The sequence below is a fragment of the Ochrobactrum vermis genome (assembly GCF_002975205.1).
Classification (GTDB): Bacteria; Pseudomonadota; Alphaproteobacteria; order Rhizobiales; family Rhizobiaceae; genus Brucella; species Brucella vermis.
This window is the reverse complement of the sequence record NZ_PCOC01000001.1, coordinates 2524076-2549026: the sequence shown is the minus strand read 5'-3', so window position 1 is coordinate 2549026 and position 24951 is coordinate 2524076. Positions and strand designations below refer to the sequence as shown.

Genomic DNA, 24951 nt, shown 5'->3' with positions numbered 1-24951 from the left:
CATCATGGGACAAGCTTGTATCCCCCGCTTTCTGTGACCAGAAGCGCCGCATTGGACGGATCTTTTTCTATTTTCTGGCGCAGACGATAGACGTGGGTTTCCAGCGTATGCGTGGTCACACCCGAATTATAGCCCCATACCTCTTCAAGGAGCACATCGCGGCCGATAACCTTGTCGCCGGCACGATAGAGATACTTGATGATGGCCGCTTCCTTCTCGGTGAGACGAATCTTGCTGCCCTTCTCGTCGATGAGCAGCTTCTGGCCGGGTTTGAACGTATAGGGGCCGACGATGAAGGTCGCGTCTTCGCTCTGCTCGTGCTGGCGTAGCTGCGCGCGGACGCGCGCCAGTAGCACGGCGAATTTGAACGGCTTGGTGACGTAGTCATTGGCACCCGATTCGAGGCCGAGAATCGTATCCGATTCCGTATCGTGACCGGTGAGCATGATGATCGGCGCCTTGAAACCACCCTTGCGCAGCAGCTTTACGGCTTCACGGCCATCCATATCCGGCAGGCCAACATCCATGATCAGGAGGTCTACAATGCCGTTTCGCGCAGTCTGGATGCCCTTGGTGGCATTGTCTTCCTGCAGAATCTGGAATTCTTCGCACAGCTCGAGCTGTTCGACGAGGATGGAACGGAGATCTTCGTCATCGTCCACAATCAGTATCGTACGGCCTGTCATGCCTGTCCTCGTTACTCTTTGATTTAAATGGCTCTTGGTGTTTTATGACATTTAATGGACACAAGTTGAAGCGGCGAAACGCGAAAGAGGTTTTTGCGCCCGCCGACAACGGTTTTAAACATGCATGACACGGAGGCGAGGGCTTGGCCAGATACGAAATTAGCCGGGGAATTGGCGTTATCGATGTGCGGGCCAAACCGGGCCACAAGACTCGCGGCTTGCTTGTTGCCGGCAATCTGGTGCTGGAATGCGCTCTTGGCAAGGGGGGGATCAGCGCTTTCAAGCGCGAAGGTGACGGGGCGACGCCTCTGGCGACCATGCGACTGCTCTATGGATATCGACGCGGGGACAAGGGTTTGCTGCCCTTGTCACGTTTGCCGCTCGGCCGTGTCCGCCGTCTGGATGGCTGGTGCGACGCGCCGTCCGACGCCAATTACAATCGTCCCGTAAAGCTGCCTTATGCGGCAAGCCACGAGGATATGTGGCGGCGTGACGATCTCTATGATGTCTGCGTTGTCATGGACTGGAATATTGCACCACGCCGTCGCGGATGCGGCAGTGCGATCTTCTTTCATCTGGCGCGCCCCGGCTATACGCCGACCGAAGGCTGCATAGCATTGAGGCGCGCCGACATGGCGCGCCTCCTGCCTCATCTGACAGACCGGACCGTGATCCGTGTCTTGCGGTAACCTACTCAATGTGCGGCGGCAACGACCCTGACTTCATTGCCATCGGCATCGTAAAGCTTGCCGTTCAGAAAATAATCTCCGTCATGCAGCTCCGAGATGTTGTGATGGCGGATGATGCGCTCGGTGCCTTCCGCAAAGACTGACATCTGGTTGCTGTTGCCCAGTTTGATCTCATTGAACATCAGATTGAGCGCAATGGCCATCAACGCTGCCGAGCTGATGCCGGAGTGGAAGATGGTTTCGAACCAGGTCGGGAAGTTGTGATAGAATTGCGGTGCGGCGATCGGGATCATGCCAAAGCCGATTGAGGTTGCCACGATGATGAGATTGATATTGTTTTCGTAGTCCACTTTCGCGAGCGTACGGATGCCGCTTGCGGCCACCGTGCCGAACAGGACAATGCCTGCTCCGCCCAGAATCGCCGGAGGAACGCAGGCAATCACCCGGCCCATCACCGGCAGAAGGCCGAGCGTGATGAGAATCAGCCCGCCTGTTGCCACAACATAGCGGCTTTTCACGCCCGTCACCGCAACAAGGCCGACATTCTGCGCAAAAGCGCTCTGCGTGAAGGAGCCGACAATCGGCGACAGGATGCTTGAAAGCATATCTGCGCGCAGGCCATTGGCCAGGCGACGCGAATCCACTTTCGTGCCGATGATTTCACCGACAGCCAGGATATCGGCGGAAGTCTCGACCAGTGTGACCATGATCACGATGAACATGGAGAGCGTTGCCGCCAGGCTGAACACCGGCATGCCGAAATGGAAAACCTCCGGCAGGGCCACCATTGTGCCTTCGCCGACCCGCGAAAAGTCGGTCATGCCGAGCGCCCAGGCGATAAAGGTTCCGATGACCATGGCGAGCAGGATCGAAAGCCGGGAAATCGTGGCATTGCCCATTTTGCTGAGAATGAGAACAATGACCAGCGTGAGACCAGCAAGACCGATATTGGCCATGCTGCCGAATTCGGGGCTGTTGCTGTCTCCGCCCATTGCCCAGCGCGCCGCAACGGGCATCAGCGTCAGACCGATCGTGGTGATGACGATGCCTGTGACGAGCGGTGGAAAGAAACGCGTGATGCGTGAGAATATCGGCGTGATGATAAGGCCTATCACAGCAGCCGTAATGACGGCTCCCAGCACGACCTGCAAGCCTGCTTCACCGGTCTGGCTCGATGTGACGATGGCCACCATGGTGGCAACGCCCGAAAACGAGACGCCCTGAACCAGAGGTAGCTGACAGCCGAAGAACGGAATGCCGATGGTTTGCAGGACAGTGGCAACACCGCCGGCAAATAGCGACGCGGTGATCAGCAAGCCGATTTCGGTCGGGCTGAGACCGGCCGCCTGACCGATGATCAACGGAACCGCAACGATGCCTCCATACATGGTCAGAACATGCTGGAAGCCATAAGCCAGATTGGCAGTTACAGATAGTTTTTCATCTTCGGGACGCGAAAGCGCATCCGCCCCGGACTGGTGCGTATTCAATGATACTCCCTCCCAGCAGGCGCAAGCTCATCGCCAGCCTGCTCTCTCCGTTCTCCCTGCGCCGGATCGTCGTGGCCGCATGTCTTTCGACACGGTACTGACGACGAAATGCGCGATGTCTCCTCCAAAGACATGTCGCAGGAGTATAACCGCAGCCGCCCGGATGACTGTGTCTGTTTTGATTGAAATTGTTTTCGATGCAGGAACGCTAATGTTGAGGGAGTTTTTCAGCCGTCTATTTTGGTGCGGGCTTCTCTCATTGCATCGCGCAGCACTGCAAAAATGTAAGGTTCCAGCGATTGCGCAACGTTGAAGCGGAGAAAACCGCTTGCCGTCCGTGACGGGCTGAAGACGTCGCCAGGCGCCAGCAGCACACCTTTTTCCAGAGCATGCCGGGCAATCTGGCCGGAGTCCAGCCCATCGGGCAATTCCGCCCAAAGGAACATGCCGCCTTGCGGCTCGGTCCAAAGAGTGAGGCCCTCCGCTTTCAGACGGTTGGCGGTCAGTGTCATGGCATCGGCCAGTTTGGCGCGCAGACTGTCGATATGACGGCGATAGGTGCCGTCGGTCAGAAGCGCGTGCACGATCTGTGGCGACAAGGCATTGCCGCCGAAGCTGGTGGCGAGCTTCAGGTCGGTCAGCCCGTCGATCCAGTCGCGACGTCCGGCGATATAGCCGACGCGAGCAGCAGCGGATAGCGTCTTGGAGAAACTGCCAATATGCAGGACGCGATCAAATCCGTCGAGCTCGGCAAGAAGCGGAGCGGGCGAGGGATGGAAGTCGCCGAAGATATTGTCCTCGACGAGTGTGACGCCATGCGCTTCGGCAAGCTTCAGCAGTCGGTGCGCAGTGGCCGGTGTCATCGAGCCGCCGGTCGGGTTGTGCAATCCGGCATTGGATATATAAAGTTTTGGTGCGTGTTCGCTCGCAGCTCTCGCAAAGGCTTCGAGGTCCGGCCCGGTATGGGTGTAGGGCACGCCGACGAGCCTGACACGGTGCGTGAGGAGCACTGCCTGAAAGTTGAAGTAGCATGGGTCGTCAACCAGTACGGTATCGCCCGGCTGCAGAAGGTAGCGGCAAATCAGATCGATGGCCTGCGTGCCTGAATCGGCCAGAAGTATCTCTCCGCTGGAGACGTCAATTCCCTGCTCGCCGAGCCGGTGAGCAAGATGCCGGCGCAAGGGGCGGAAACCGAGCGGTTCGCCATAGGTGGCTAGATTGCTTGTCTCGTCGCGGGCGACCGTGCGCATTGCGCGCCGGATCGCGTCCTGCGGAAGCCACGCGTCGGGCAGCCAGCCGCATCCGGGTTTGAGCGTGGCGTCGTCTGCCTCAAGTGACTGTCGCATGACCCAGAAAGGATCAATCTGGCGTTCCTTGTGCGGTGTGTTGGTGGCGAGCGAAAACGGCTGGCGTGCGCGCTCAGAAACATAGAAGCCCGCGCCACGGCGCGACTGGATGATGCCTTCCGCCACCAGCCTGTCATAGGCTTCGACGACGGTGGATTTCGAGACGTTCATCGTTTCGGCAAGGCGACGGATGGACGGTAGCCGTGCGCCCGGTGCGAGGCTCATCGCGGAAATGCGTCCACGAATAATGCCCATCACTTTTTCGACGAGCGGTATCTTGTCAGCGGCGTTTTCTTCACCGTGCTCGATCTCTCCGCCTGCGTAAGCGGCTTCTACAGCTTCAAGGCTGCGCAGCAGGCCCGTCGAAATCATCTGTACTATCCTTTGTACCAGTACAGTTTGTCAGAATTGTCCGAAAACTGTCCCTGATTATTCGGGCGGTTTCGCGGCATTGTCTCCAAAACCCATATACGATTTTAGAGAAAGCCGAAAAGACACGATGCGCAAGAATGTTGAGAATAAGACTGCGGGATGGATTAACGGGTTTTTGGGCGTGTTGATTTTTTCCGGGTCGCTGCCGGCAACGCGGCTGGCGGTGATCGATATCGATCCAACCTTCCTGACAATGGCGCGCGCATCGATTGCCGGTGTGCTGGGACTGGCGCTTCTGCTGGCATTCCGGGAACCTTTTCCACGCCGCAATGATGCAATTTCATTGATTGTGGTAGCACTTGGCGTGGTCGTCGGTTTTCCGCTTCTGACGGGGCTTGCGCTCCAGCATATGACGTCAGCTCATGCGATTGTCTTTATCGGACTGCTTCCGCTCGCCACGGCAATCTTTGCTGTCATGCGTGGCGGAGAGCGTCCGCGCCCTATGTTCTGGCTGTTTTCAGTGGTTGGAAGCCTCATTGTCGCTTCCTATGCCTATGGGCAGGGAAGCCAGTCCACGCTTGTGGGCGATGTGTTGATGCTCGCTGCCGTTATCGTATGCGGTCTGGGTTATGCGGAGGGCGCGCAGCTCTCGCGCAGGCTCGGCGGCTGGCAAGTTATTTGCTGGGCGCTGGTGTTCTCGCTGCCGGTTATGCTGCCGTTGAGTGTCATGACACGTCCCGAGACATGGGCAGGCATCGGCACACCGGCCTGGATAAGTCTCGGCTATGTCTCGCTGTTTTCGATGCTGATCGGCTTTTTCTTCTGGTATCGCGGTCTTGCGCAGGGCGGCGCCGCCACTGTCGGTCAGTTGCAGCTGCTCCAGCCGTTCTTTGGACTTATGCTCGCTGCCGGTATCGCGGGAGAACCTGTCAGCATGGGAATGGTCGCAACGGCAGCGGTCGTCGTCGTCTGTGTGGCGGGTGCAAAGAAGTTCGCTTAACCTGCGCGGTTCCGGTTTAGACAGAGGCGTTGGAAACGCTCTATTTCTTTGCTTGTACGCATTATCCTACGCAAAACCGCTTCGCACCTTTGCTGGAAATGCTCCAAAGGCCCAGACGGTCGTACGTTTCACTTCCGCGTCCTCAAGGGCGCGGGTGACGGGCACGGTATAGACGGCGAGCTGCTGCAGCCGGTCCTTGGGCAGATAGGCGCGACCCGGATCACCGACGACGATATGGGCGCCGCGTTCGGCAAGTTTTGAAAACCAGGGAATAAGCCGCTCCGCAAGCGGCTTTTCGTAAAAGACGTCACCTGCCAAAACCACGTCCCAGCCACCGTCCTGCCCGATGAGATCCTCCAGAGAAGGAACGACCGACACGCCGTTGGCCGATGCATTCATCTCGATGGCCGGAAGCGCGAAGGGATCGATGTCCGAAGCCAGAACGTTTGATGCGCCCGCTTGCATGGCGGCAATGGCGACAAGGCCGGAACCCGATGCGAAATCGAGTACCATCTTGTCTTTCACCGTTTCGGGATGATCCAGAATAAAGCGCGCCACACCCTGACCGCCAGCCCAGGCGAAAGCCCAGAAAGGCGGTGGCAGGCCGATTGTGGCAAGCTCTTCCTCCGTCTTGTGCCAGAGGTCGTGTGCTTCATCGGCCAGATGCAAAAGAATTTCCGGCACATGCGGCGGCGCTTGCAGACTGGTATTGGCCAGAATGAAATCGCGCGCGCTGTTATGTGCCGGATCGAGCATCAGAGCATGTCTCCCCAAAGTGGAAACCGGTTTGGGGATAAAGACATGCTCATAACAAAGAAGTCTTTGGGTCCATTCCGCCCATGCGGCAGACTTCGATCCATTCGTCTTCCATGACCGGCTGCACCGAAAGCCGCATCGAGGTGACGAGCGCCATCTTCTCCAGCTTCGGATTGGCCTTCACGTCTTTCAGCGTTACCGGCTTCGGCATGTCGCGGACAGCCCTGATATCCACGCAGTCCCAGCGCGGATCGTCCGTGGTACTGTCCGGATGCGAAAGGGCGCAGACCTCGACTATGCCGACGACTTCCAAGCCTTCATTGGAATGATAGAAGAAGCCTTTGTCGCCCAGTTTCATGGCACGCATGTTGTTGCGGGCCTGATAATTGCGCACACCGTCCCACTGCTCGCCTTTTTCGCCACGGGCTTTCTGCATTTCCCATGACCATTTGAACGGTTCGGATTTGAACAGCCAGTAAGCCATCAGTCACGAGCCTCAAGCGTTGGCTGGATTGTTGATCGCCCAGTTCCACGGACGCACGGTCACGCCCTCGAACAGGCCTGCCAGTGCATAAGGATCATTAGCGGCGATCTTTTCTGCTGCGGCCTTGTCGGCGGCTTCGACAACGACCAGACTGCCGTTCGGCTTGCCGTCTTCACCGAGGAAGGGGCCTGCGAACTTCAGCCCGTCACCAAGACCCTTGAGATAGTCGAGATGCGCAGGGCGCGTATCAAGGCGCACTTGCAGGTGGTCCGGCTTGTCGTTGCACAGAAGAGCAAAAAGCATTGTTTAGTCCTCGGTCTTGAGTGGTCGGTTGAGCAGAGCCGTCACGGCTTCGTCAATGGTGATGGTACCGTCAAGCAGCGCGCCCGTCGCATCGATGATGGGGGCAGAGATAGCATGTTTGCGGCATAATTCGGCAGCGATCGGCGCGGTAGCCACGCCTTCGGCGAGCGGGCGATTGGTCAGATCCTCGCCACGTCCGAGCGCCAGTCCGTAGGAATAATTGCGCGACTGCGACGATGAACAGGTCAGCATCAGATCACCGAGGCCGGAAAGGCCCATGATGGTTTCGGGTCTCGCACCCATGGCCTGACCGATGCGGCGTAGCTCGGCGAACCCGCGCGTGACGAGTGCAGCCTGTGCGCTGGCGCCGAACCCGCGCCCAACCGCAGCCCCGGCGGCAATGGCAAGAACATTTTTCAAGGCACCGCCGATTTCGACCCCTTTTAGATCGGTTGTCGAATAGCAGCGGAACGCCGGGCCGGACAAAAGTGCAGCGAGTTGATCGGCGGTTGCAGCATTCTCGCAGGCAACCGTCACGGCGGTGGGAAGTCCTCGGGCGACATCCGTTGCAAAGCTTGGACCGGATAGCGCTGCGATCCGGTGGTTCGGCAGAACTTCGGCCACGACTTCTGACATCAGCCGTCCGGTACCGCGTTCTATCCCCTTCGCGCAGAGGACGACGGGCGCGCTTAGGGGAATAAGGCCGCTCAATTCCGAAAGTCCGGCGCGCATGGCCTGTGCGGGAATGACGGCCAGAACGGCATCCGCACGCTCGACGACAGCGGCCGCGTCCGTGCTTGCATTTATAGCGCCGGGAAGTTCGATCTCGCCCAGATAGCGCGGATTGTGGTGGGTCCGGTTGATGGCTTCGACCATCACCTCGTCGCGGGCATAAAGCCATGTATCATGGCCGCTGCTGCATGCCATGGCTGCAAGGGCCGTGCCCCAGGCGCCACCGCCCAGAATGGCAATCTTGCTAGTCTTTCCATTCATGCCTTGGCTCCACGTCGTCCGGTTCCGATCAGCGGAGCCGACTTCTCGTCCAGCGGCCAGCGCGAGCGCGGCGCAAGGTCGAACGAATCGGGAGCTTCGGTTGCTGCCCGTTCTGCACCGGCCCAGGCGATCATTGCGGCATTGTCGGTGCACAGATCGAGCGGCGGAGCGATGAAGTTGAAACCGTGCCGGGCACAAAGAGTTTCGAGTGCGGCGCGCAAGGTCTTGTTGGCTGCAACGCCGCCGGCAACGACAAGCGCCGGTGTTTCACAGTCGGGAAATTCGCTTTTGAAACGTTCGAGCGAACGGCCCACGCGGTCGGACAGCGTGTCGGCAACCGCAGCTTGAAAAGAGGCGCAAATATCGGCCACGTCCTGATCCGACAACGGCACCAATTCGGTTGCCGTCTGACGCACCGCCGTCTTGAGGCCCGAAAAGGAGAAATCGAGCCGTGCTTCGCCTTTCAGCGGTCGAGGCAGGGCGAATCGCTTCGGATCGCCTTGAAGCGCCATGCGTTCGACTGCCGGGCCTCCTGGATAGGGCAGGCCCAGAAGCTTTGCCGTCTTGTCGAAGGCTTCACCAAGCGCATCGTCGATTGTGGTGCCGAGGCGTTCGTAATCACCGATGCCGCGTATCAGCACCATCTGCGTATGACCGCCGGAAACGAGCAGCAGAAGATAGGGAAATGGCAGGCCGTCAGTCAGACGCGCCGTCAATGCATGGCCTTCGAGATGGTTGATGGCATAAAACGGCTTTTGTGCAGCCATGGCCAGCGCCTTGGCGGTCATCAGTCCGACGATCAGCCCACCGATCAATCCCGGTCCCGCCGTTGCGGCCACCGCATCGACATCGGCAAGCTTCATGTCGGCATCATCCAGCGCGCGTGCAACCAGCCGGTCCAGCGCTTCGACATGGGCGCGTGCGGCAATCTCCGGCACCACGCCGCCATAAGGTTCATGCTCGGCGATCTGGCTCAGAACCACATTGGACAGAATCCGTCCTTCACCCCGACCGTCACGTTCGACGATTGCGGCGGCTGTTTCGTCGCAACTTGTTTCTATTCCAAGAATGCGCATTTGCGGTTAGACCCTGCCTGTCTCATAATTCATTGAAAAATCCGGTACCATGGACGGCGCAATATGCAAACAGCATCCTTGAAGAATGGCACGTTGAAGATAGGCACGCGGGGCAGCAAGCTTGCTCTCGCCCAGGCTTACGAGACGCGTCGCCGGCTGATGGAGGCGCATGGTCTGCCGGAAGAAGCCATCGAAATCATTCCCATGTCGACGGCGGGCGACCGCATTCAGGATCGCGCGCTTTCCGAGATCGGTGGCAAGGGACTTTTTACCGAAGAAATCGAGCAGGCGCTGACGGACGGGCGAATCGATCTTGCGGTCCATTCGACCAAGGATATGCCGACGGTTCTGCCTGATGGTCTTCATCTGTCCGTTTTCCTTGAGCGCGAAGATCCCCGCGATGCCTTTATCGGTCGCACGGCTTCCCGCCTTCTCGATCTGCCGCAGGGCGCGACAGTCGGATCGTCGTCGCTGCGTCGTCAGGCTTTGATCCGTCGCCTTCGCCCCGACATTCAAGTGGTGATTTTCCGTGGCAATGTCGATACCCGCCTGCGCAAGCTGGAAGCCGGAGAAGTTGATGGGACGTTTCTCGCCTGTGCGGGATTGCGGCGTCTGGGCCTTGGCGATGTCATTACTGATCTGGCCGATCTGGAAAGCTTCCCGCCTGCGCCCGGACAGGGTGCCATCGGCATAGAAACCCGTATCGGCGATACACGCATCGATGCGCTGCTTGCCCCTCTTGCGCATCGCGAAACAGGCATAGCCCTTGCCTGCGAACGGGCATTTCTGGCTGCCCTTGATGGTTCCTGCCGCACGCCGATTGCCGGTCTTGCAACCGTGGACGGCGATGCGATTTCGTTCCACGGCATGATTTTGAAACCAGACGGGTCAGAGGCGCACGAGATTAAGGTTGAAGGTCAGGCATCGAATGCCGCCGCCCTCGGCACGGAAGCAGCAGAGCATCTGCGCGCAAAAGCAGGTCCCCAATTCTTCGAGGGCTGGGAGTAGATTTGGCGGGGCCAGTACACATCGCGCCCCTTGGCCGCGTTCTGGTGACGCGGCCACAACCGGCTGGCTCGCAGACTGTCGCAAAACTGGTGTCGAAGGGCTATGAGCCGGTTCTGCTTCCGCTGAGCCGGACTGTTGCGCTTTCCTTTGCTGTGCCCGAGGGCCCGTTTGCGGCCTTGACCGTGACGAGCGCCAATGCCTTTCAGCATATCAACATGGAACGGCTGAAGCCGTTTCGTGGCCTGCCGCTCTTTGCCGTGGGGCAGGGAACCGCGCAAGCAGCGCGGAAGGCCGGGTTCAGCCATGTGATCGACGGCGGCGGCGATGCGGTTCGTCTTGCTGCAACGATGCGGAGCGATCTTCCCGAACAATCCCGCGTTCTCTATCTCGCCGGACGGGTGCGCCAGCCGGTGTTCGAAGACGAGATGCGGGCCGGAAAACTCGATATGCATGTCGTCGATGTCTATGACACGGAGACAATTTCTTACACGACATCAACACTTCTGGACGTGCTTCACGGCGCGCCTTTTGTCGCGGTCATGCTTTATTCCGGCGTCGCTGCGACGAACTTCATCGAAGCAGTGCGTGAGGTCGAGCCGCCTTTTGATGAGAAAACACGGTTTTTGTGCATTTCAGCCCGCGTGGCCGAGCGATTGCCGTCATTCTGGCGGGCAAAAGCTCTTGTTGCAGACCATCCGGATGAAGAAGGACTTTTCCGGCTGTTTGCCAAACTTTGACTCATTTCGGCGCAACCTTCCTTCATCTGGCGATTTTATCTGTTAGACTTTCAGGCAACCAATCGGCGTTTACGAGAGGATCCATGGCGAAACCCGGCACTCCGCGACATTCCAAACCGGCCCGTAATCCTTTGACGATCAATCTCGATCCATCAGATGTAAAACGGGTTGACGAACCGGCGAAGGCGACGCCAGACGCGGAGCCGGTAGGAAGCTTTTCAAACCCTGAGAACCCAAAGCCGGAAACCCCGAAGGCCGTACCGCCAAAACCGGAAGCAGCGACTGCCGAAGAGACTGCAAAAACCGAAACGCCGGAAAGTTCGACATATGCCAGGCCGCCTTTTACGTCGGGCGTGAAACCTGAAACCCAGCAGCCTATGCAAAAGAACGGTGCGACCGCGTCACATCTTCTGGCCGGGATTGCCGGTGGTATTATCGGGCTTGGCGGTTTGCTGGCGCTGCAATGGGGCAATGTTATTCCCTCTCCGGGCGCTAGAGTGACGGCGGAACAGCTGGCGCATATGGAGCAGCAGATCGCCGATCTGCGAAGCAATCCAACGCCTGCGCCGCTTGACGATGCCAGTCGCGCGCAGCTTGCAGCTCTGGAAAAGAACGTACAGGCCGCCGAGATCAAGTCAGAGGCTGTCGCAGGTTCCTTCGCCGATCTTCAGCAGCAATTTGCCGCCTTGCCGAAAGAGGCGGGACAGGAAGTGGCAGCGGATAATTCTGCTCTGATCGAGCGGCTTGACGCGCTGGAGAGCAAGCTTTCAGCGGCGCAGAGCCGGGCCGATGAGGCAACGGTCGGCGTTTCGGGAAATAGCGGCACGATTTCATCGCTGGAATCGAAACTGACCTCCTTGCAGGAAAAGGTCAGTCAGGCTTCGCGCCAGCCCGATGCGACGGCGCTTATAGCGGCAAATGCATTGAAAACGGCGATCGATCGCGGCGGTTCTTTCAAGGCGGAACTGGACACTTATGTGTCGGTTGTGCCCGACGAGGCGTCCATCGAACAGCTGCGTGCCCTCGCCGAGAAGGGCGTTCCGACCGTTGCCGACCTGAATGCCTGGTTCGGTGCCGTTGCAAACCGGATCGTCGCGACGGAGAACAAGCTGCCTGCCGATGCCGGAATTTGGGATCAGCTTGTCGCCAGCGCCAAGGGATTGGTCAGCGTGCGCCCGGTTGCGGGCAATGTCGGCGGCACTGGTGTCGGACCGATCACTGCCCGCATGGAAGCCGCTCTTCAGGCAGGCGATCTGGAGCGCGCGCTCAGCGAATGGGAACAGTTGCCTGCTGATGCAAAGGCCACCTCACAGGAATTCGCCGATCAGGTTCGGGCGCGACGTGATGCAGATGCGCTTGTACAGCGTCTCGTCGCCGACAGCCTGAAAGCCAAGGTTTCAGCGGGTGAAACCGGCGAGGCTCCGGCCTCTTCAGGTCAATAGGAGGCGGGCCGATGCTACGTGTCCTGTTCTATCTCGTCATCGTCACTGTGCTTGGTTTCGGCTTTGCATGGCTCGCGGACCGTCCGGGCGAACTTGATGTCACCTTCGCGGGCAACCACTATAATGTGCCGCTGATAACCGCCGTTGCGGGAATCGTTGCCATTGTCGCAGCCATTCTCATCCTGTGGTGGCTGGTCAAGAGCATCATCCAGTCGCCCTATACGCTGCGCAGGCATTTTCGTGCCCGCAAGCGCGATCGTGGCTATCAGTCGCTTTCGACCGGATTGATTGCAGCCGGTGCGGGCGATGCGGAAGCAGCGCGCCGCATGACTAAACAGGCGGGCAAGTTGCTCAGCTCCGACCAGGAACCGCTGATAAAGCTTCTGGAAGCGCAAACCGCCATGCTGGAAGGACGCACGGAAGATGCCCGCAAGGGCTTCGAGGCGATGGTGGATGATCCCGAGACTAGGCTGCTCGGTTTGCGTGGGCTTTATATCGAGGCCCAGCGTGTTGGCGCCCGCGATGCCGCCCGCCACTATGCTGCAGAAGCTGCCCAGCAAGCGCCGCAGCTTGAATGGGCCTCGTCGGCCATGATGGGGCAGCTTTGTGCCGAGGGTGATTGGGATGCGGCACTGAAGCTCGTCGATGCGCGCAAGCAGGCGCTTGCCCATAGCAAGGACGTGGTGAAGAAGGAACGCGCCGCATTGTTGACCGCCAAGGCGATGGCGGTGGTCGATGTCGATCATGCACAGGCAAAGGCACTGGCGCTTGAAGCAAACAAGCTCGCGCCTGATCTGGTGCCTGCTGCCGTGGTTGCTGCGCGCGCGCTTTTCGCTGATGGCGATGTGCGGAAAGGTTCGAAAATTCTTGAGGCGGCCTGGAAACGGTTGCCACAGCCCGATATAGCTTCGACCTATGTCTACGCCCGCTCTGGGGATACGGCACAAGATCGCCTGAAGCGCGCTAAGCATCTGGTATCGCTGCGCTCCAACAATGCCGAAGGCAGTCTTGCTCTGGCGCGGGCTGCCTATGAAGCGGGCGATTATCGTCTTGCTCGTGATAGTGCCGAGCAGGTTCTGCGCGCTTCGCCACGCGAGAGTGCCTATCTGCTGCTCGCCGATATTGAAGAGGCTGAAACTGGCGATCAGGGCAAGGTTCGTGAATGGCTGGCACGCGCGGTCAAAGCGCCGCGCGACCCTGCCTGGACTGCCGACGGCTATGTTTCCGAACAATGGTCGCCGGTATCGCCGGTCACAGGGCGACTGAATAGCTTCGAGTGGAAGGTTCCCGTGGTGGAACTCGTTCCGGCAATTGAAGCGGAAAAGCCTGAAATCAAGGGACCGGTGGAAGCAAAGCCGGTCAATCCGCTTGTTCTGGCGGAGCCGAAAGACAAGGCTGACGTCGCGGATGTATTCGATAGTGTGAAGAGCAAACCACCTGTCCGAGATGTGGAGGAAGCAGAAGTTGTGCCTGCAGCCGAGCCCGTCCAAGTGTCGTCAGCTCCTCCGGCAAGAAAGGTCGAAGGAATGAAACCGCCTTTGGCTGACGATAATGCGGGGGATGACCCACACCACGCTCATATCGTGGTGGACGATCCGGGCGTCGATGAAAGTCAGCCTCCGCAAAAGGCCCAGAGCGGATTGAGGCTTTTCTGATCCGGCTTCCGTGGAATCGTTGCCGAAAAACAACGCAGCGTATCTCTTGGGCGATAAACGGCTGTGCAAGACCGTTTATCGCCTTGCCTGGCGTCTTAAGCCCGTTACCTTCAATATTGCTAACAAATGATGCCGGAATCGCCATTCCGGTTGGCAAATAGTGAATGTGGCAGCGAGGGTGAATGTTCGATCGTCTCCTGGATTTTTTAAAAGAACTTCCCGCAAACGGTTTTCGTGACCGGAGCGAAAAATTTTCCAATGACGATCCGAGACTGGCTGCTGCCGCTTTGCTCTATCACATCATGGATGCCGACGGCGAAACGCGTGAAAGCGAGCGCAAGAAACTTTCTTCGATGCTGTCGCAGAAATATGGCCTGAAGGGCGATAGTCTGAGACGGCTCATCCGTGCGGCGGAAAAAGCCGATCAGGAAGCAATTGACCTGTCGGACTTTACCTTGGTTTTGAAGCGGCAGCTCGATTATCAGGCCCGTCTCGACCTGGTCGCCCTGATGTGGGAAATGGTCTATGCCGATGGCAAGGTGAGCGAAGTCGAAGCCGACGTGATGTGGCGGGTTGCCGAACTTATCGGCATCCGGGAGGATGACCGCAACATTATTCAGGATCGCATGGACAAGGCTAGCCGCAGCACACCTGCTTCCTGACCATTCCGGATATGATGGGTCAGGTCCGTCCCTGCAGGTGGCGGGCCTTGCGCAATTGGGGGAACATCGCTGCCCAGACGACAGCGACGGCAATCGATCCCAATCCGCCGATGACGACAGCAGGGACCGCACCGATGGCAGCCGCCATCAGACCGGCGCGAAATTCGCCGAGCTCATTTGATGCGCCGACAAAGACCATGTTGACGGCATTGACGCGGCCACGCACGTGATCGGGCGTCCAGAGCTGCATCAGCGTTTCACGGATATAGACGCTGATCATGTCAGCCGCACCTGCAAACGCAAGGGCAACGACTGACAGCCATGTCAGCGTCGAGACGCCGAAGATAATATTGAACAGACCGAATAGACCGACAAAGACGAACATCACGCGGCCTGCATGGTCGCGGATCGGATGCCCGGCCAGCCAGACGGCGGTTAGAACCGCACCGATACCGGGAGCGGAGCGCAGCAAGCCAAGCCCCCAGGGGCCGAGATCGAGGATGTCGCGTGCATAAATCGGCAATAGAGCTACCGTCCCGCCAAGAAGAACGGCGAAGAGGTCGAGCGAAATCGCGCCAAGGACGATCTTTTCCTTCCATATATAGCGGAACCCGGCCAGCATGCTCGTCAACGAGCGCTGCTCGGCAAGCGTGTGCTGCTTGGGCTTTGGAATGGAAAAGATCAGGAAGGAGCCTAACAACAGGAATATCGTCGCGACGGAATAAGCCGCAACGGGCGAAATTCCATAAAGCAAGCCACCTGCGACCGGACCGACGATGGTCGCAACCTGCCATGCGGAAGAATTCCAGGAAACGGCGTTGGCGAAATCTTCAGCCGGTACGAGATTGACGACCAGCGATGCTGAGGAAGGTCCGAGAAATGCCCGCGCCACACCGAAAATCGTCAGCGCTGCAAAGACAGTCAGAGGCTCGAACAGACCGGCAACAGTCAGCCCGAGCAACAATGCCGTCACAACACTTTCCAGGATAAGTGACAGGCCCATAATGAGGCGCCTGCCGAAGCGGTCGGCGGCAGCACCGGTCACCAGAACTAGTAGCAGGGCCGGCAGAAATTGGACCAGCCCGACCATGCCGAGATTGAAGGCATCGCGGGTCAGATCATAGATCTGCCAGCCAACCGACACACTCACGATCTGGACCGCAAATGCGCTCAGAAAACGAGCGCCCCAATATTTTTTGAAGGCAGAGTGCCGGAATGCTGCGTAACGATCCGCAGGAGAAGCATCGGTGGAGGGGGACATTGCTCAGAACATCTAAGGGAAAGATAGATGTTACTTACAGCATCCTTCCCATGATCGGAACAATTTTTTGGGAATTGTTTTGTGGGGTTCATTCAAGGCAACTCAAGCGGAGCTTGAAAGCAAGAAAGGCCGGTTTGAACCGGCCTTTCATTGTTATTGCTCTGGATCAATCCTTGCCGAGCAAGCCTTTCCAGATAATCGCGCCGATAGCCGCGCCGACGAGCGGCGCTACCCAGAATAACCAGAGCTGGCTGACCGCTGCCGTGTCGGCGAAAAGTGCAACGCCGGTTGAGCGGGCCGGGTTGACCGACGTATTGGTGACCGGGATTGAAATCAGATGGATCAAGGTCAGGCCAAGACCGATGGCAATCGGGGCAAAGCCAGCTGGGGCCAGTGACGAGGTGGAGCCCAGAATGATGATGAGGAAAAAGGCCGTCAGGATGACTTCGATCAGCAGGCCTGCCATCATGCTGTAACCGCCAGGCGAAAGTTCGCCGTAGCCGTTCGAGGCGAGACCGCCGGCCGAGAAGCCTTCCTTGCCTGAGGCGATGAGGAAGAGCACGGCCGCGGCCGCGATGGCGCCCAGAACCTGCGCGACCCAGTAAGGGATCAGGTCTTTGGCTGGAAAACGGCCAGCCACCATGAGGCCCAACGAGACGGCGGGGTTGAAATGGCCGCCGGAAATGCCGCCGACAGCATAGGCCATGGTAAGGACCGTCAGACCGAAGGCGAGGGCGACGCCGAGAAAGCCTATGCCCAGTTCAGGGAAGGCTGCGGCAAGGATTGCGCTGCCGCAGCCCCCGAAAACGAGCCAGAATGTTCCGAAAAATTCAGCCGACAATTTATTCAGCATGGAAATCCCCAAGGTTGGTGTAGTGAAACTGCCGCATGCGAATCATTTAGCGAGAAGCATATAATCGTATTTTTCTTCAATCAATCATGTTTAACTTGACGCGCAGCGTTCGTTTTCTGTGGATTTAATCATTCATTTCAGTAAATGAGAAAGCTATTCTTCTTATATTCGTGGTTGCTTTTATAACTCTTCCAAATTGGGCGCCGGTGGATAGTAAGCGCTGATCGCCCTGTTCTTTAGAGCGCGTTTCGATCTGATTGAACCAAATAGGCGCTCTGGATACTTGTTTTAATGCGCATTCCGAAAACCGTTTCACACTTTGCAGGATGCGCCCTAAACGGCGCCGAACCCGTTCAGCCGTATTGCGGAGAGGGGCGGCGGCACGTTATAAGCGCAACTGTCGAATGGGCGACACTGGCCAGTGCAAGTGCAATTGGCAGGTGATTTCGCGGGGCAGATAGGAGTTGTCAGCCTTGAACACTCATCCTGGGACGAAAGCGCAAAGGCTTGTTTTGGGGGCCGTCAAAGTCTTTCCGATTATTGCAGCCCTGTCGGGTTGCACAGCGACGGCATGGACGGAGAAGGTGAAGATCGACACCACCCCTATGCCGACCGAATGCACAGGCTGGCAGAAAATCGATCTCAAGCAGCGCACGACGCTGGTTCTTTTGCGTGAAGACCCGCGTCTCGTGGTCGATATTGATGCGCACAATCTCAAGGGTCGTAATCTGGGTTGCTGGCAATAGAGCACCGTGCGTTCATTTGGACGCACAAAGGTCGCTCTAACTTATTGAATCTACGCATCAGGCCAGGCCGGCCAGCCGGACATCGACTTTTTCGATTGTGCCGCGCAGAGCCGGTAACATTGTTTCGAAGTCGATATATCCACCTGGTTTTAGCATGGCTTCGCCTGAAGCCAGAGGACGTTCACGTTTGCTGCCGTCGCTATAGATAATCGTGACGATCAGCGGTGGCGCGGCGCGTTCTTCGGTTGTGTTGTTCTGGATGCGTCCAGCGACACTCAAAACGTCGCTCTTGTCACGTATTCCGACACTGGTTTTCAGCTCTGTGAGCTGAAGCGCTGAAATGAGCGGCAGTGCCGGCTGTCCGACGAAGAGTGCGGGCCTCCTGTCGGCAAGCAGCGTATATCCGCCAGCTACCCAGAAAACGGTTGTCGCGCAAAGAGCGACGAAAACCCAATATCCGAATCCCGGCCATTCGCTGGCGAGACGTGTTTCAGACGCAAGTTTTCGTGTGAAAAACAGCTTTTCCGAAATGCTGAGCGAGAACGATTTTTGGCGTGACGAGGCTGGAGCGATGGTTTCGAATTCAGCATCCTCAATCGGCCCGGCATTGGAAGCAAACCAAGCTGCAGGAGGTTGTCCACGCGAAGGCATCCGCGAAATCTGCGCTGTCGATGGTTGTTTCGCCATCATGACGTCATCTTCCTTTGCGCTTTTCGCCCCTTCGACTGGTGCCACACACTGGCTCATAATGGTTAATGCTTCATGGCTGCAGCAACGGTCACGCATTTTTTACGGCTCGTTCGGGCGGAATTAACGCAACATTAACCATAGAGGATAAAGGTCGATCTGATATCGATGTCATCCGTTCGTCTTCAAACGCACGGACAATTTAAGAGAAACAGCCGGTGATACGTTTTGAGAATGTCGGCCTGCGATATGGAATGGGTCCTGAGATCCTGCGCGATGTCAGTTTCCATATTCCGCCGCGTTCATTCCAGTTTCTGACCGGCCCTTCCGGGGCAGGAAAGACTTCGCTTATGCGCCTTCTCTTCATGGCGCTGAAGCCGACGCGCGGTCTTATCAATATTTTCGGCAAGGACGTTGCACGGCTCAATCATGCCGAAATTCCGCTTTTGCGCCGCCGTATCGGTATTGTGTTTCAGGATTTTCGCCTGCTTGACCATATGACAACTTATGAGAATGTGGCTCTTCCGCTGCGGGTGCGCGGGAAGGAGGAGGTAACCTACCGCCATGAGGTGGAGGAGCTTCTGCATTGGGTTGGGCTCGGCGATCGCATGAATGTACTGCCGCCGGTTCTTTCGGGCGGGGAAAAGCAGCGTGCCGCAATTGCGCGTGCGCTGATCGATCAGCCGGAACTGCTTCTGGCTGACGAACCGACCGGCAATGTCGATCCACCGCTCGCAAAGCGCCTCCTGCGCCTTTTCACCGAGCTGAACCGTTCGGGCACGGCTGTTATCATCGCGACCCACGACCTTTCCCTGATGGATCAGGTCGATGCGCGGCGCATGATCCTCGAACATGGGCGGCTCGACATCTATGATTGATGCAAGGAAGGCCTGTCAGCGCACGCTGGATGATATTCGGGTCCGTCTTGAAGACCTCAAGGATATGGTGCTCGTCCGTATCGGCAAGCGTCGGAAACGTCAGGGACCAAGTCCCATCGTTCCCGATGGCAGCGTTACGGGTACCGCACTCGTCATTGTTATCGCCATCATGACCTTTCTGGCATGTCTGACGATGGGAGGTGTGACACTCGTTCGTGCCTCGGCTGCCGCCTGGCAGAGCCAGATTGCCCGCGAAGCCACTATCCAGATCCGACCTGTCGACGGACAGGACATGGAAGAGGCTCTGGCTCAGGCGAGCGAGATCGCACGCGGTTTTGCCGGTGTGAAAAGCACAAATATTGTCGACAAGGATGCGACCGCGCGGCTTCTCGAACCATGGCTCGGCAGTGGTCTCAATATCGATGAACTCCCCGTGCCGCGTCTTGTCGTCGTCACGATCGATGAAAATGCACCGCCTGATTTTGAAACCATGCGCGCTGAAATCACACGCGCCATTCCGGCTGCGTCCTTCGACGATCATCGCACATGGGTCGACCGTCTTGTCTCCATGGCGCATACGACGGTGTTCGTTGGCACGGGCGTTCTCTCGCTTGTGGTTGCCGCGACCGTCTTGACTGTGATCTTTGCTACACGCGGCGCAATGTCAGGCAACGGGCACATTATCGAAGTGCTGCATTTCATCGGCGCGGAATCGAAATTTGTAGCACGCGAGTTCGAATGGCATTTCTTTCGCACCGCATTGAAGGGTGCGCTATGTGGAGGAGCGGCGGCAATGCTGGTCTTCCTGATCTTTTCCTGGTGGGCATCGAGCCGCATGGCGACACCCGAAGGCGACCAGGCAGCGGCTCTGTTCGGCAATTTCGCCATTGGGCGTGACGGTTATATCGGGGCTGCGGTCATCATCATTCTGGTCAGTTTCCTGACCATGCTGACCAGCCGCCTGACGGTGATCCGCCAACTTGCTACCATGGACGGTCCGGGAGTGCGTTCCGAATGAGAACCTTCTCCGATACAGGTGCTTTCAGGACAAGATTTTCGGCTACGTCTCCGACTTCTCGCCGCAATGCTGGCTATGATGGAAGAAGAGATGGTACGCGAATCCCGCAAGCGCTATCGGGCGGGAACCGGTCGAGTGACGATGCAGTGGCACAGAGACAGACAGCGAACGGATTTTCCACGGGAGATGTGGTCTGGCGCCGTAGCCGGAACGACGTTCCCCTGCAATCCTTTGCACTTGCGTCCGGCAATTTCCTATGGTCTGTCATGATGCGCATGTTCAGACGTTTTCAACCTGTTTCCATCGTCTTGTTTGTTATCCTTCTGGCGTTTCTCGTCGGCTTCGTCGCGTTCGGCGAAAAGGTCACCAGGATGCAGCCTCCGGTCATTGACGAGCCTGCCGATGCGATCATCGTCCTGACTGGCGGCCAGTCCAGAATTCAGGCGGCGGTCGACCTCCTCAAGGACAAGCGCGGAAAGCGTCTTTTGATCAGCGGTGTTCATCCGGCGACCAACGAAAAAGCGCTGCAACGTGCCACGCATGCCGACCAGAGCCTGTTTGACTGCTGCGTCGATCTCGATCGGTCGGCACTCAACACCATCGGCAACGCGACCGAAAGCGAACGTTGGATCCGGAGCAACAATTATCGCCGTGTGATCCTGGTCACCAACAACTATCACATCCCGCGCAGCACGCTGGAAATGTCCTATCGCATGAAGGATGTGGAATTCATTCCCTATCCGGTGGTGAATGGGGAGCGCCGCGAACATAGCTGGGTTGCGGAAGGCGACACATTGCGTGTGCTCTTCATCGAATATGTGAAGTATCTCGGAGCGGCCGTTCGCGTGGGTACGACCGAACTGTTTGGAACGCAGCCTGAGCACAGCGCAACGACCGAGAGCTGATCTCGCTGCCGGATTACAATTTCCTGATGGAAATGGCCGATCTTCCTGATATATCGGTGCCGTCACTTTCTGAAGAAAGTCCAGAATTTGCGCGTGATCGTTTCCCGCCAGCCGGGAGCGAGAATGCTTTAGCCAGGGTCTCCGCCGACAGATGCTTCTCTATCTGCGCTCAATCGTGTTCAATGCGGCGTTTTATATCTGCACACTGGTTCAGATGATCGTCTATACGCCTTTCTATTTTCTGCTGCCCCGCAAGAAGGCCTGGATCGTGCCGAAGCTGTGGGCACGGGTCAATCTCTGGCTCCAGAAGCATATCGTGGGCACCGACTATGTGGTCGAGGGATTGGAGAACATTCCCGAAGGCGCTTATATCTGTGCACCCAAGCACCAGTCTGCCTGGGACACCTACGCTTTCCTGCCTTATCTTGATGATCCCGTGCTGATCCTGAAGCGGGAACTGATGCGTATTCCGCTTTTCGGCTGGTATATCGCCAAGATGCAGATGATACCGGTCGATCGCGGTTCTCGCGTCAAGGCACTGCATTCCATCACCAAGGGAGCGGAAAAGGCGATCACGGAAGGTCGACAGATTCTCATCTATCCCGAAGGAACGCGCCGGGCGCCGGGCGCTCCACCACAGTACAAATACGGCATCGTCCACCTCTACGAAGCGCTCAATCTGCCGGTTGTGCCGATTGCACATAATGCAGGTCTCTACTGGCCGCGCCGCAAGTTCCTGCGCTATCCCGGAACCGTTCGCGCCCGTATTCTGCCGCCTATTCCGCCGGGCCTTCCGAAGGAAGAATTCCTCAAACGACTGATCGAAACGACCGAAGCGGCTTGCGACGAATTTCTGGTCGCCGCCAGCCGCGATCCTAATCCACCACCCATGCCACCGACTGCCGTTCAAAGACTGAACGAGCTCGGCGCTTAACCTTCACAGCATGTTAACGGCCTGATCACGTTCAATTGCGTTGCGAGAACGACAATTCGCCGCGTTTTCTAGAACTTTCGTTTTTCTTGCACGCAACCTTGAAACCCGTTATCAGAGCCCGACACGAAAGGACACATCATGAATATTGATGCCATCTCCATCGGCTCCAATCCTCCTGAAGACGTCAACGTCATCATTGAAGTGCCTGTCGGCGGCCAGCCGATCAAGTACGAGATGGACAAGAAGGCCGGCGCCCTCATCGTCGACCGCTTCCTCTACACGCCAATGACCTATCCGGGCAATTACGGCTTCGTGCCGCATACGCTTTCGGAAGATGGCGATCCGATTGACGTTCTCGTCTGCAACACCCGTCCGCTGGTTCCCGGCTGCGTGATCAATGTTCGCCCGATTGGCGTTCTGGTCATGGAAGACAATTCCGGCAAGGACGAGAAGATCATCGCAGTTCCGTCACCGCACCTGACGCGCCGCTACGAGAAGATCCACGACTATACCGATATGCCGGAGATCACTCTGAAGCAGATCGCGCACTTCTTCGAACACTACAAGGATCTGGAACCCGGCAAGTGGGTCAAGATCGGTGACTGGGGTGACGAAGATTACGCACGCAAGTTCATCGTCGAAGCTATCGAACGCGCCAAGGGCAAGTAAGCGATAGCTCTCCGATCAGCCTAAAACAAAAGCGCCCGGCGATGTCCGGGCGCTTTTGTTTATGGGCTTGTGAACAGTCGTGTACGCTTACAGGAAAAGCGGCAGCAGCGTTGTCCACATGAACTGACGGACGAAGAAGATGATCAACAGCAGGATGATCGGTGAAATATCAATGCCGCCAAGATTGGGCAGAATATTGCGGATCGGACGCAAGACGGGTTCTGTCACCTTGTAGAGAAACTCACCGATTGAGGCCACGAAGCGGTTGCCGGAATTAACGACATTGAACGCATAGAGCCATGAGAAGATAGCACTCGCAATAATGATATAGGTGTAGATATCGAGCGCCAAATCAATGGTGCGGAACAATGCGATCATGGAGGCCTCCTTGGCAATTGGCCGAGATGTAGCGGTTGCATGGGGCAAGAACAAGGGCTGAGCGCGCAGGCGTGGATTTTTTGGGAAGCACTGAGCGTATTTTCAGCCGGTCGAATCGTTCGATTGCCGTTGAGTATTACGATGAATGAGATCGTTGACATGCTCCAGCCAGTGATCGCGCACACGCATATTGCGCAGATGCTGGAGCGTATTGGCAACGTAATCCACATTGGCACCGGAATCGCCGCGCGCGGATGCGACGATTGCCGCTGCATTCTCGGCTGAAAGCGATCCGGCATATTGTATGTGGCGCCGGTCCGCGACATAGGTAACCGCATCGACATCGCGTCCGTCGGCAAGACGTAGGCGAAGATGCTTTTCGTGGTAAACCTGGTTCGACATTTCCCGTTCGCGCAGATAGGTTATCACTTCGCCAGTCATATCGCCGGGTACGCGAAAAGCAATGCCGAGGCATGAGCCGCCGGCGTCCAGTCCCAGAACAAGGCCCGGATGGTCCGGTGTTCCGCGATGAACATGCGAATAGATGCACAGGCTGCGTCTGTAGCCATAAAGACGGGCACGGACGGTTTCGACATGCGCAAAGCCCGGCCGCCACATCAGCGACCCATAGCCGAAAACCCAGAAATCATTCATTCGTCTGTCATCGAGGCGTGTGGTCATGAGGGTGTCCATAATGATTTAGTGAACGCCGATTTCCACTGGTAATCAACGGATATCCCTCGATTTTTCTTCTTCATCGCTTCACAAGGCACATTCCTGCCATAATATGGCCAACAGTCGGGAGGAGCAAACACAACGGGGTTGGAATAATCGTTCTGAACCGGGAGCGAGGCTCTTCGAAACAACCGTCTGATTAATGTAAGGCTTTTGAAATGGCGCACACAGGAATGAACGCACCGAAAGCCAGAAAGCGTCCCATAGCGCTTATCCTCATTCTGGTTGTCTTGATCGCTGGTTATACGGCGGGCTGGTTCTACATCGCAAACAGGCTGGAGGCGCGAGCCAAGGCCGACATGGCCAAGCTTGCTGCCCAAGGTGTCGGCGTGAAATGCGAGGACCTGCGCATGGGCGGTTATCCGTTGCGCGTCAATGTCGTCTGTGACAGCATTTCCTGGCAGCGTCCCTCCGAGGGTATGTCTTTCCGCGCCGGGCGTTTCACTTCGGGATCTCCGGTCTATGCGCCACGTTCCCTGTCGAATGACTTGACTGGACCCGCCTTCATCGAGTTTCCGGGGCTGGAGCCGCTCGAAGTCAACTGGAGCAAGTTTACCTCCAACACTCGGCTGGCCCGTCCGTTCCCGACCGAAATCGAACTGGCGGCACGTGAGGTCGCGGTTGGCCTTCGCACCGAAACCACGACGACGGAGCCGCTCAGCACGCTTGAGCAGATGGATTTCCGCATGAGCCAAGCGGACGGCACCTTGAAGATTAATGGCCGCTTTGCTGGATTGAAGCTTGCCAAGGCTGCCATTGGCAGTGCCACCAGTCCTGAAATCGACGGTGTGGCGGATATCGATGTGTTGGACGCCGCAACACTGCTCGCAAGGGGCGACGCTCCTTTTCACGAACGGCTGCGCGGGCATTCCGGCACCATCAATCAAGCATTCCTGTCCATGCCGAATGGCGCCATGGTTTCTGTTGCGGGGCCGTTTTCGGTCGATGCGGACGGGCTGATCAATGCCGATGTAAAGCTTACGTTGGTCAATCCGCAATCGCTGGCACAGGCAGGTCAAACGGTATTCCCCGAGCAGGGCGGCAATATCGCGACTGTTCTGTTTGCTCTCTCGGCCATGCCGAAAGACGAAAACGGCAATCCCGTGATGGAGATTGCCGTTCGCAAGGGCAAAGTCAGTGCCGGATTTATTCCGCTTGGGCGGCTGCCCGCTCTGTAGGGGAGTAGGG

Annotated in this window: 27 protein-coding genes; 14 read left to right on the top strand and 13 right to left on the bottom strand. The window is 57.5% G+C overall.

Annotated features, from left to right (window positions below):
- Positions 1-2: 2 nt before the first annotated feature.
- Positions 3-686 carry a response regulator OptR gene (optR, locus tag CQZ93_RS12645; RefSeq protein ID WP_006467959.1) on the bottom strand — a complete coding sequence of 228 codons (684 nt, stop codon included), beginning with the start codon at positions 684-686 and terminating at the stop codon, positions 3-5.
- A 143-nt stretch (positions 687-829) separates the two neighbouring features.
- Here optR and CQZ93_RS12640 point away from each other — a divergent pair, with 143 nt between their 5' ends.
- Entirely contained in the window at positions 830-1375 is a 546-nt protein-coding gene (locus CQZ93_RS12640) for a L,D-transpeptidase family protein (protein ID WP_105542854.1), read from the top strand.
- Positions 1376-1380: 5 nt separating this feature from the next.
- Here the strand turns inward: CQZ93_RS12640 and CQZ93_RS12635 are convergent, their stop codons facing one another.
- Both CQZ93_RS12635 and CQZ93_RS12630 read right to left on the bottom strand, forming a co-directional pair.
- On the bottom strand, positions 1381-2865 hold the full coding sequence (locus tag CQZ93_RS12635) for a nucleobase:cation symporter-2 family protein (protein WP_105542853.1): 1485 nt from the start codon (positions 2863-2865) through the stop codon (positions 1381-1383).
- 227 nt (positions 2866-3092) lie between these two features.
- Complete coding sequence (locus CQZ93_RS12630) at positions 3093-4583, bottom strand: aminotransferase-like domain-containing protein (RefSeq protein WP_105542852.1); 1491 nt, start codon at positions 4581-4583, stop codon at positions 3093-3095.
- Between the two features lie 127 nt (positions 4584-4710).
- Between CQZ93_RS12630 and CQZ93_RS12625 the strand changes: the two genes are divergently transcribed.
- Positions 4711-5583: a DMT family transporter gene (locus CQZ93_RS12625; RefSeq protein WP_105542851.1), complete on the top strand. Its 873-nt coding sequence runs from the start codon at positions 4711-4713 to the stop codon at positions 5581-5583.
- A 66-nt stretch (positions 5584-5649) separates the two neighbouring features.
- Here CQZ93_RS12625 and CQZ93_RS12615 read toward each other — a convergent pair whose 3' ends face one another.
- The 5 genes from CQZ93_RS12615 to tsaD are packed head-to-tail and all read right to left on the bottom strand — an operon-like array spanning position 5650 to position 9195.
- Complete coding sequence (locus tag CQZ93_RS12615; RefSeq protein ID WP_105542850.1) at positions 5650-6339, bottom strand: class I SAM-dependent methyltransferase; 690 nt, start codon at positions 6337-6339, stop codon at positions 5650-5652.
- 49 nt (positions 6340-6388) lie between these two features.
- A complete protein-coding gene (locus CQZ93_RS12610) occupies positions 6389-6823 on the bottom strand; it encodes an EVE domain-containing protein (RefSeq protein ID WP_181153348.1) in 435 nt (144 codons plus the stop codon).
- A 12-nt stretch (positions 6824-6835) separates the two neighbouring features.
- Entirely contained in the window at positions 6836-7126 is a 291-nt protein-coding gene (locus CQZ93_RS12605) for a YciI-like protein (protein WP_105542848.1), read from the bottom strand.
- A 3-nt stretch (positions 7127-7129) separates the two neighbouring features.
- A complete protein-coding gene (locus CQZ93_RS12600) occupies positions 7130-8119 on the bottom strand; it encodes an NAD(P)H-dependent glycerol-3-phosphate dehydrogenase (RefSeq protein WP_105542847.1) in 990 nt (329 codons plus the stop codon).
- Positions 8116-9195: a tRNA (adenosine(37)-N6)-threonylcarbamoyltransferase complex transferase subunit TsaD gene (tsaD, locus tag CQZ93_RS12595; RefSeq protein ID WP_105542846.1), complete on the bottom strand. Its 1080-nt coding sequence runs from the start codon at positions 9193-9195 to the stop codon at positions 8116-8118. Before tsaD ends, CQZ93_RS12600 begins: the two co-directional genes overlap by 4 nt.
- A 63-nt stretch (positions 9196-9258) precedes the next feature.
- Here tsaD and hemC point away from each other — a divergent pair, with 63 nt between their 5' ends.
- From hemC to CQZ93_RS12570, 5 genes are all read left to right on the top strand, one after another.
- Positions 9259-10203: a hydroxymethylbilane synthase gene (hemC, locus tag CQZ93_RS12590; protein ID WP_105542845.1), complete on the top strand. Its 945-nt coding sequence runs from the start codon at positions 9259-9261 to the stop codon at positions 10201-10203.
- Positions 10204-10205: 2 nt separating this feature from the next.
- Positions 10206-10940 (top strand): uroporphyrinogen-III synthase, encoded by a 735-nt coding sequence (locus CQZ93_RS12585; protein ID WP_105542844.1) that lies wholly within the window; start codon positions 10206-10208, stop codon positions 10938-10940.
- Positions 10941-11023: 83 nt separating this feature from the next.
- Positions 11024-12382: a COG4223 family protein gene (locus CQZ93_RS12580; protein WP_105542843.1), complete on the top strand. Its 1359-nt coding sequence runs from the start codon at positions 11024-11026 to the stop codon at positions 12380-12382.
- Between the two features lie 11 nt (positions 12383-12393).
- Positions 12394-14037, top strand: coding sequence for a heme biosynthesis protein HemY (locus CQZ93_RS12575; protein WP_105542842.1), 1644 nt, complete (start codon positions 12394-12396; stop codon positions 14035-14037).
- A gap of 182 nt (positions 14038-14219) precedes the next feature.
- Entirely contained in the window at positions 14220-14699 is a 480-nt protein-coding gene (locus tag CQZ93_RS12570; RefSeq protein ID WP_105542841.1) for a tellurite resistance TerB family protein, read from the top strand.
- A gap of 19 nt (positions 14700-14718) precedes the next feature.
- Here CQZ93_RS12570 and CQZ93_RS12565 read toward each other — a convergent pair whose 3' ends face one another.
- Together CQZ93_RS12565 and aqpZ are read right to left on the bottom strand one after the other, a co-directional pair.
- Positions 14719-15960 carry an MFS transporter gene (locus CQZ93_RS12565; RefSeq protein ID WP_105542840.1) on the bottom strand — a complete coding sequence of 414 codons (1242 nt, stop codon included), beginning with the start codon at positions 15958-15960 and terminating at the stop codon, positions 14719-14721.
- A gap of 166 nt (positions 15961-16126) precedes the next feature.
- Positions 16127-16813 (bottom strand): aquaporin Z, encoded by a 687-nt coding sequence (gene aqpZ / locus CQZ93_RS12560; protein ID WP_105542839.1) that lies wholly within the window; start codon positions 16811-16813, stop codon positions 16127-16129.
- A 473-nt stretch (positions 16814-17286) separates the two neighbouring features.
- Here aqpZ and CQZ93_RS12555 point away from each other — a divergent pair, with 473 nt between their 5' ends.
- Complete coding sequence (locus CQZ93_RS12555; protein ID WP_105542838.1) at positions 17287-17559, top strand: hypothetical protein; 273 nt, start codon at positions 17287-17289, stop codon at positions 17557-17559.
- 57 nt (positions 17560-17616) lie between these two features.
- On the opposite strand, the gene CQZ93_RS12550 is transcribed toward CQZ93_RS12555, so the two are convergent.
- A complete protein-coding gene (locus CQZ93_RS12550) occupies positions 17617-18249 on the bottom strand; it encodes a hypothetical protein (protein WP_286153224.1) in 633 nt (210 codons plus the stop codon).
- A 251-nt stretch (positions 18250-18500) separates the two neighbouring features.
- Between CQZ93_RS12550 and ftsE the strand changes: the two genes are divergently transcribed.
- The 5 genes from ftsE to ppa all read left to right on the top strand — a co-directional run bounded on the left by ftsE (position 18501) and on the right by ppa (position 22650).
- The gene (gene ftsE / locus CQZ93_RS12545) at positions 18501-19124 is read left to right on the top strand and encodes a cell division ATP-binding protein FtsE (protein WP_286153487.1); all 624 of its coding nucleotides are present in this window, start codon (positions 18501-18503) and stop codon (positions 19122-19124) included.
- Positions 19117-20142, top strand: a complete 1026-nt coding sequence (locus CQZ93_RS12540; protein WP_422616086.1) for a cell division protein FtsX — start codon at positions 19117-19119, stop codon at positions 20140-20142. The genes ftsE and CQZ93_RS12540 overlap by 8 nt, the downstream gene beginning before the upstream one ends.
- Positions 20139-21047 (top strand): YdcF family protein, encoded by a 909-nt coding sequence (locus tag CQZ93_RS12535; RefSeq protein ID WP_105542834.1) that lies wholly within the window; start codon positions 20139-20141, stop codon positions 21045-21047. Before CQZ93_RS12540 ends, CQZ93_RS12535 begins: the two co-directional genes overlap by 4 nt.
- A 151-nt stretch (positions 21048-21198) precedes the next feature.
- A complete protein-coding gene (locus CQZ93_RS12530) occupies positions 21199-21981 on the top strand; it encodes a lysophospholipid acyltransferase family protein (RefSeq protein ID WP_105542833.1) in 783 nt (260 codons plus the stop codon).
- 138 nt (positions 21982-22119) lie between these two features.
- Positions 22120-22650: an inorganic diphosphatase gene (gene ppa / locus CQZ93_RS12525; protein ID WP_010657539.1), complete on the top strand. Its 531-nt coding sequence runs from the start codon at positions 22120-22122 to the stop codon at positions 22648-22650.
- An 87-nt stretch (positions 22651-22737) separates the two neighbouring features.
- On the opposite strand, the gene CQZ93_RS12520 is transcribed toward ppa, so the two are convergent.
- Both CQZ93_RS12520 and CQZ93_RS12515 read right to left on the bottom strand, forming a co-directional pair.
- Positions 22738-23028, bottom strand: a complete 291-nt coding sequence (locus tag CQZ93_RS12520) for a YggT family protein (protein WP_105542832.1) — start codon at positions 23026-23028, stop codon at positions 22738-22740.
- 102 nt (positions 23029-23130) lie between these two features.
- The gene (locus CQZ93_RS12515) at positions 23131-23709 is read right to left on the bottom strand and encodes a gamma-glutamylcyclotransferase (RefSeq protein WP_105543301.1); all 579 of its coding nucleotides are present in this window, start codon (positions 23707-23709) and stop codon (positions 23131-23133) included.
- A 212-nt stretch (positions 23710-23921) separates the two neighbouring features.
- Here CQZ93_RS12515 and CQZ93_RS12510 point away from each other — a divergent pair, with 212 nt between their 5' ends.
- Positions 23922-24941: a DUF2125 domain-containing protein gene (locus CQZ93_RS12510; RefSeq protein WP_105542831.1), complete on the top strand. Its 1020-nt coding sequence runs from the start codon at positions 23922-23924 to the stop codon at positions 24939-24941.
- Positions 24942-24951 lie beyond the last annotated feature (10 nt).

Excerpts from the sequence above, each read along its gene's own strand:
- CQZ93_RS12610 (WP_181153348.1), bottom strand. The coding sequence starts at position 6,823 with ATGGCTTACTGGCTGTTCAAATCCGAACCGTTCAAATGGTCATGGGAA.
- CQZ93_RS12510 (WP_105542831.1), top strand. The coding sequence starts at position 23,922 with ATGGCGCACACAGGAATGAACGCACCGAAAGCCAGAAAGCGTCCCATA.
- CQZ93_RS12550 (WP_286153224.1), bottom strand. The coding sequence starts at position 18,249 with ATGATGGCGAAACAACCATCGACAGCGCAGATTTCGCGGATGCCTTCG.
- CQZ93_RS12575 (WP_105542842.1), top strand. The coding sequence starts at position 12,394 with ATGCTACGTGTCCTGTTCTATCTCGTCATCGTCACTGTGCTTGGTTTC.
- ppa (WP_010657539.1), top strand. The coding sequence starts at position 22,120 with ATGAATATTGATGCCATCTCCATCGGCTCCAATCCTCCTGAAGACGTC.
- CQZ93_RS12570 (WP_105542841.1), top strand. The coding sequence starts at position 14,220 with ATGTTCGATCGTCTCCTGGATTTTTTAAAAGAACTTCCCGCAAACGGT.
- CQZ93_RS12600 (WP_105542847.1), bottom strand. The coding sequence starts at position 8,119 with ATGAATGGAAAGACTAGCAAGATTGCCATTCTGGGCGGTGGCGCCTGG.
- CQZ93_RS12515 (WP_105543301.1), bottom strand. The coding sequence starts at position 23,709 with ATGACCACACGCCTCGATGACAGACGAATGAATGATTTCTGGGTTTTC.
- CQZ93_RS12540 (WP_422616086.1), top strand. The coding sequence starts at position 19,117 with ATGATTGATGCAAGGAAGGCCTGTCAGCGCACGCTGGATGATATTCGG.
- ftsE (WP_286153487.1), top strand. The coding sequence starts at position 18,501 with ATGGGTCCTGAGATCCTGCGCGATGTCAGTTTCCATATTCCGCCGCGT.
- CQZ93_RS12565 (WP_105542840.1), bottom strand. The coding sequence starts at position 15,960 with ATGTCCCCCTCCACCGATGCTTCTCCTGCGGATCGTTACGCAGCATTC.
- CQZ93_RS12605 (WP_105542848.1), bottom strand. The coding sequence starts at position 7,126 with ATGCTTTTTGCTCTTCTGTGCAACGACAAGCCGGACCACCTGCAAGTG.
- CQZ93_RS12615 (WP_105542850.1), bottom strand. The coding sequence starts at position 6,339 with ATGCTCGATCCGGCACATAACAGCGCGCGCGATTTCATTCTGGCCAAT.
- CQZ93_RS12625 (WP_105542851.1), top strand. The coding sequence starts at position 4,711 with ATGCGCAAGAATGTTGAGAATAAGACTGCGGGATGGATTAACGGGTTT.
- CQZ93_RS12630 (WP_105542852.1), bottom strand. The coding sequence starts at position 4,583 with ATGATTTCGACGGGCCTGCTGCGCAGCCTTGAAGCTGTAGAAGCCGCT.
- CQZ93_RS12535 (WP_105542834.1), top strand. The coding sequence starts at position 20,139 with ATGAGAACCTTCTCCGATACAGGTGCTTTCAGGACAAGATTTTCGGCT.
- aqpZ (WP_105542839.1), bottom strand. The coding sequence starts at position 16,813 with ATGCTGAATAAATTGTCGGCTGAATTTTTCGGAACATTCTGGCTCGTT.
- CQZ93_RS12530 (WP_105542833.1), top strand. The coding sequence starts at position 21,199 with ATGCTTCTCTATCTGCGCTCAATCGTGTTCAATGCGGCGTTTTATATC.
- CQZ93_RS12580 (WP_105542843.1), top strand. The coding sequence starts at position 11,024 with ATGGCGAAACCCGGCACTCCGCGACATTCCAAACCGGCCCGTAATCCT.
- hemC (WP_105542845.1), top strand. The coding sequence starts at position 9,259 with ATGCAAACAGCATCCTTGAAGAATGGCACGTTGAAGATAGGCACGCGG.
- optR (WP_006467959.1), bottom strand. The coding sequence starts at position 686 with ATGACAGGCCGTACGATACTGATTGTGGACGATGACGAAGATCTCCGT.
- tsaD (WP_105542846.1), bottom strand. The coding sequence starts at position 9,195 with ATGCGCATTCTTGGAATAGAAACAAGTTGCGACGAAACAGCCGCCGCA.
- CQZ93_RS12520 (WP_105542832.1), bottom strand. The coding sequence starts at position 23,028 with ATGATCGCATTGTTCCGCACCATTGATTTGGCGCTCGATATCTACACC.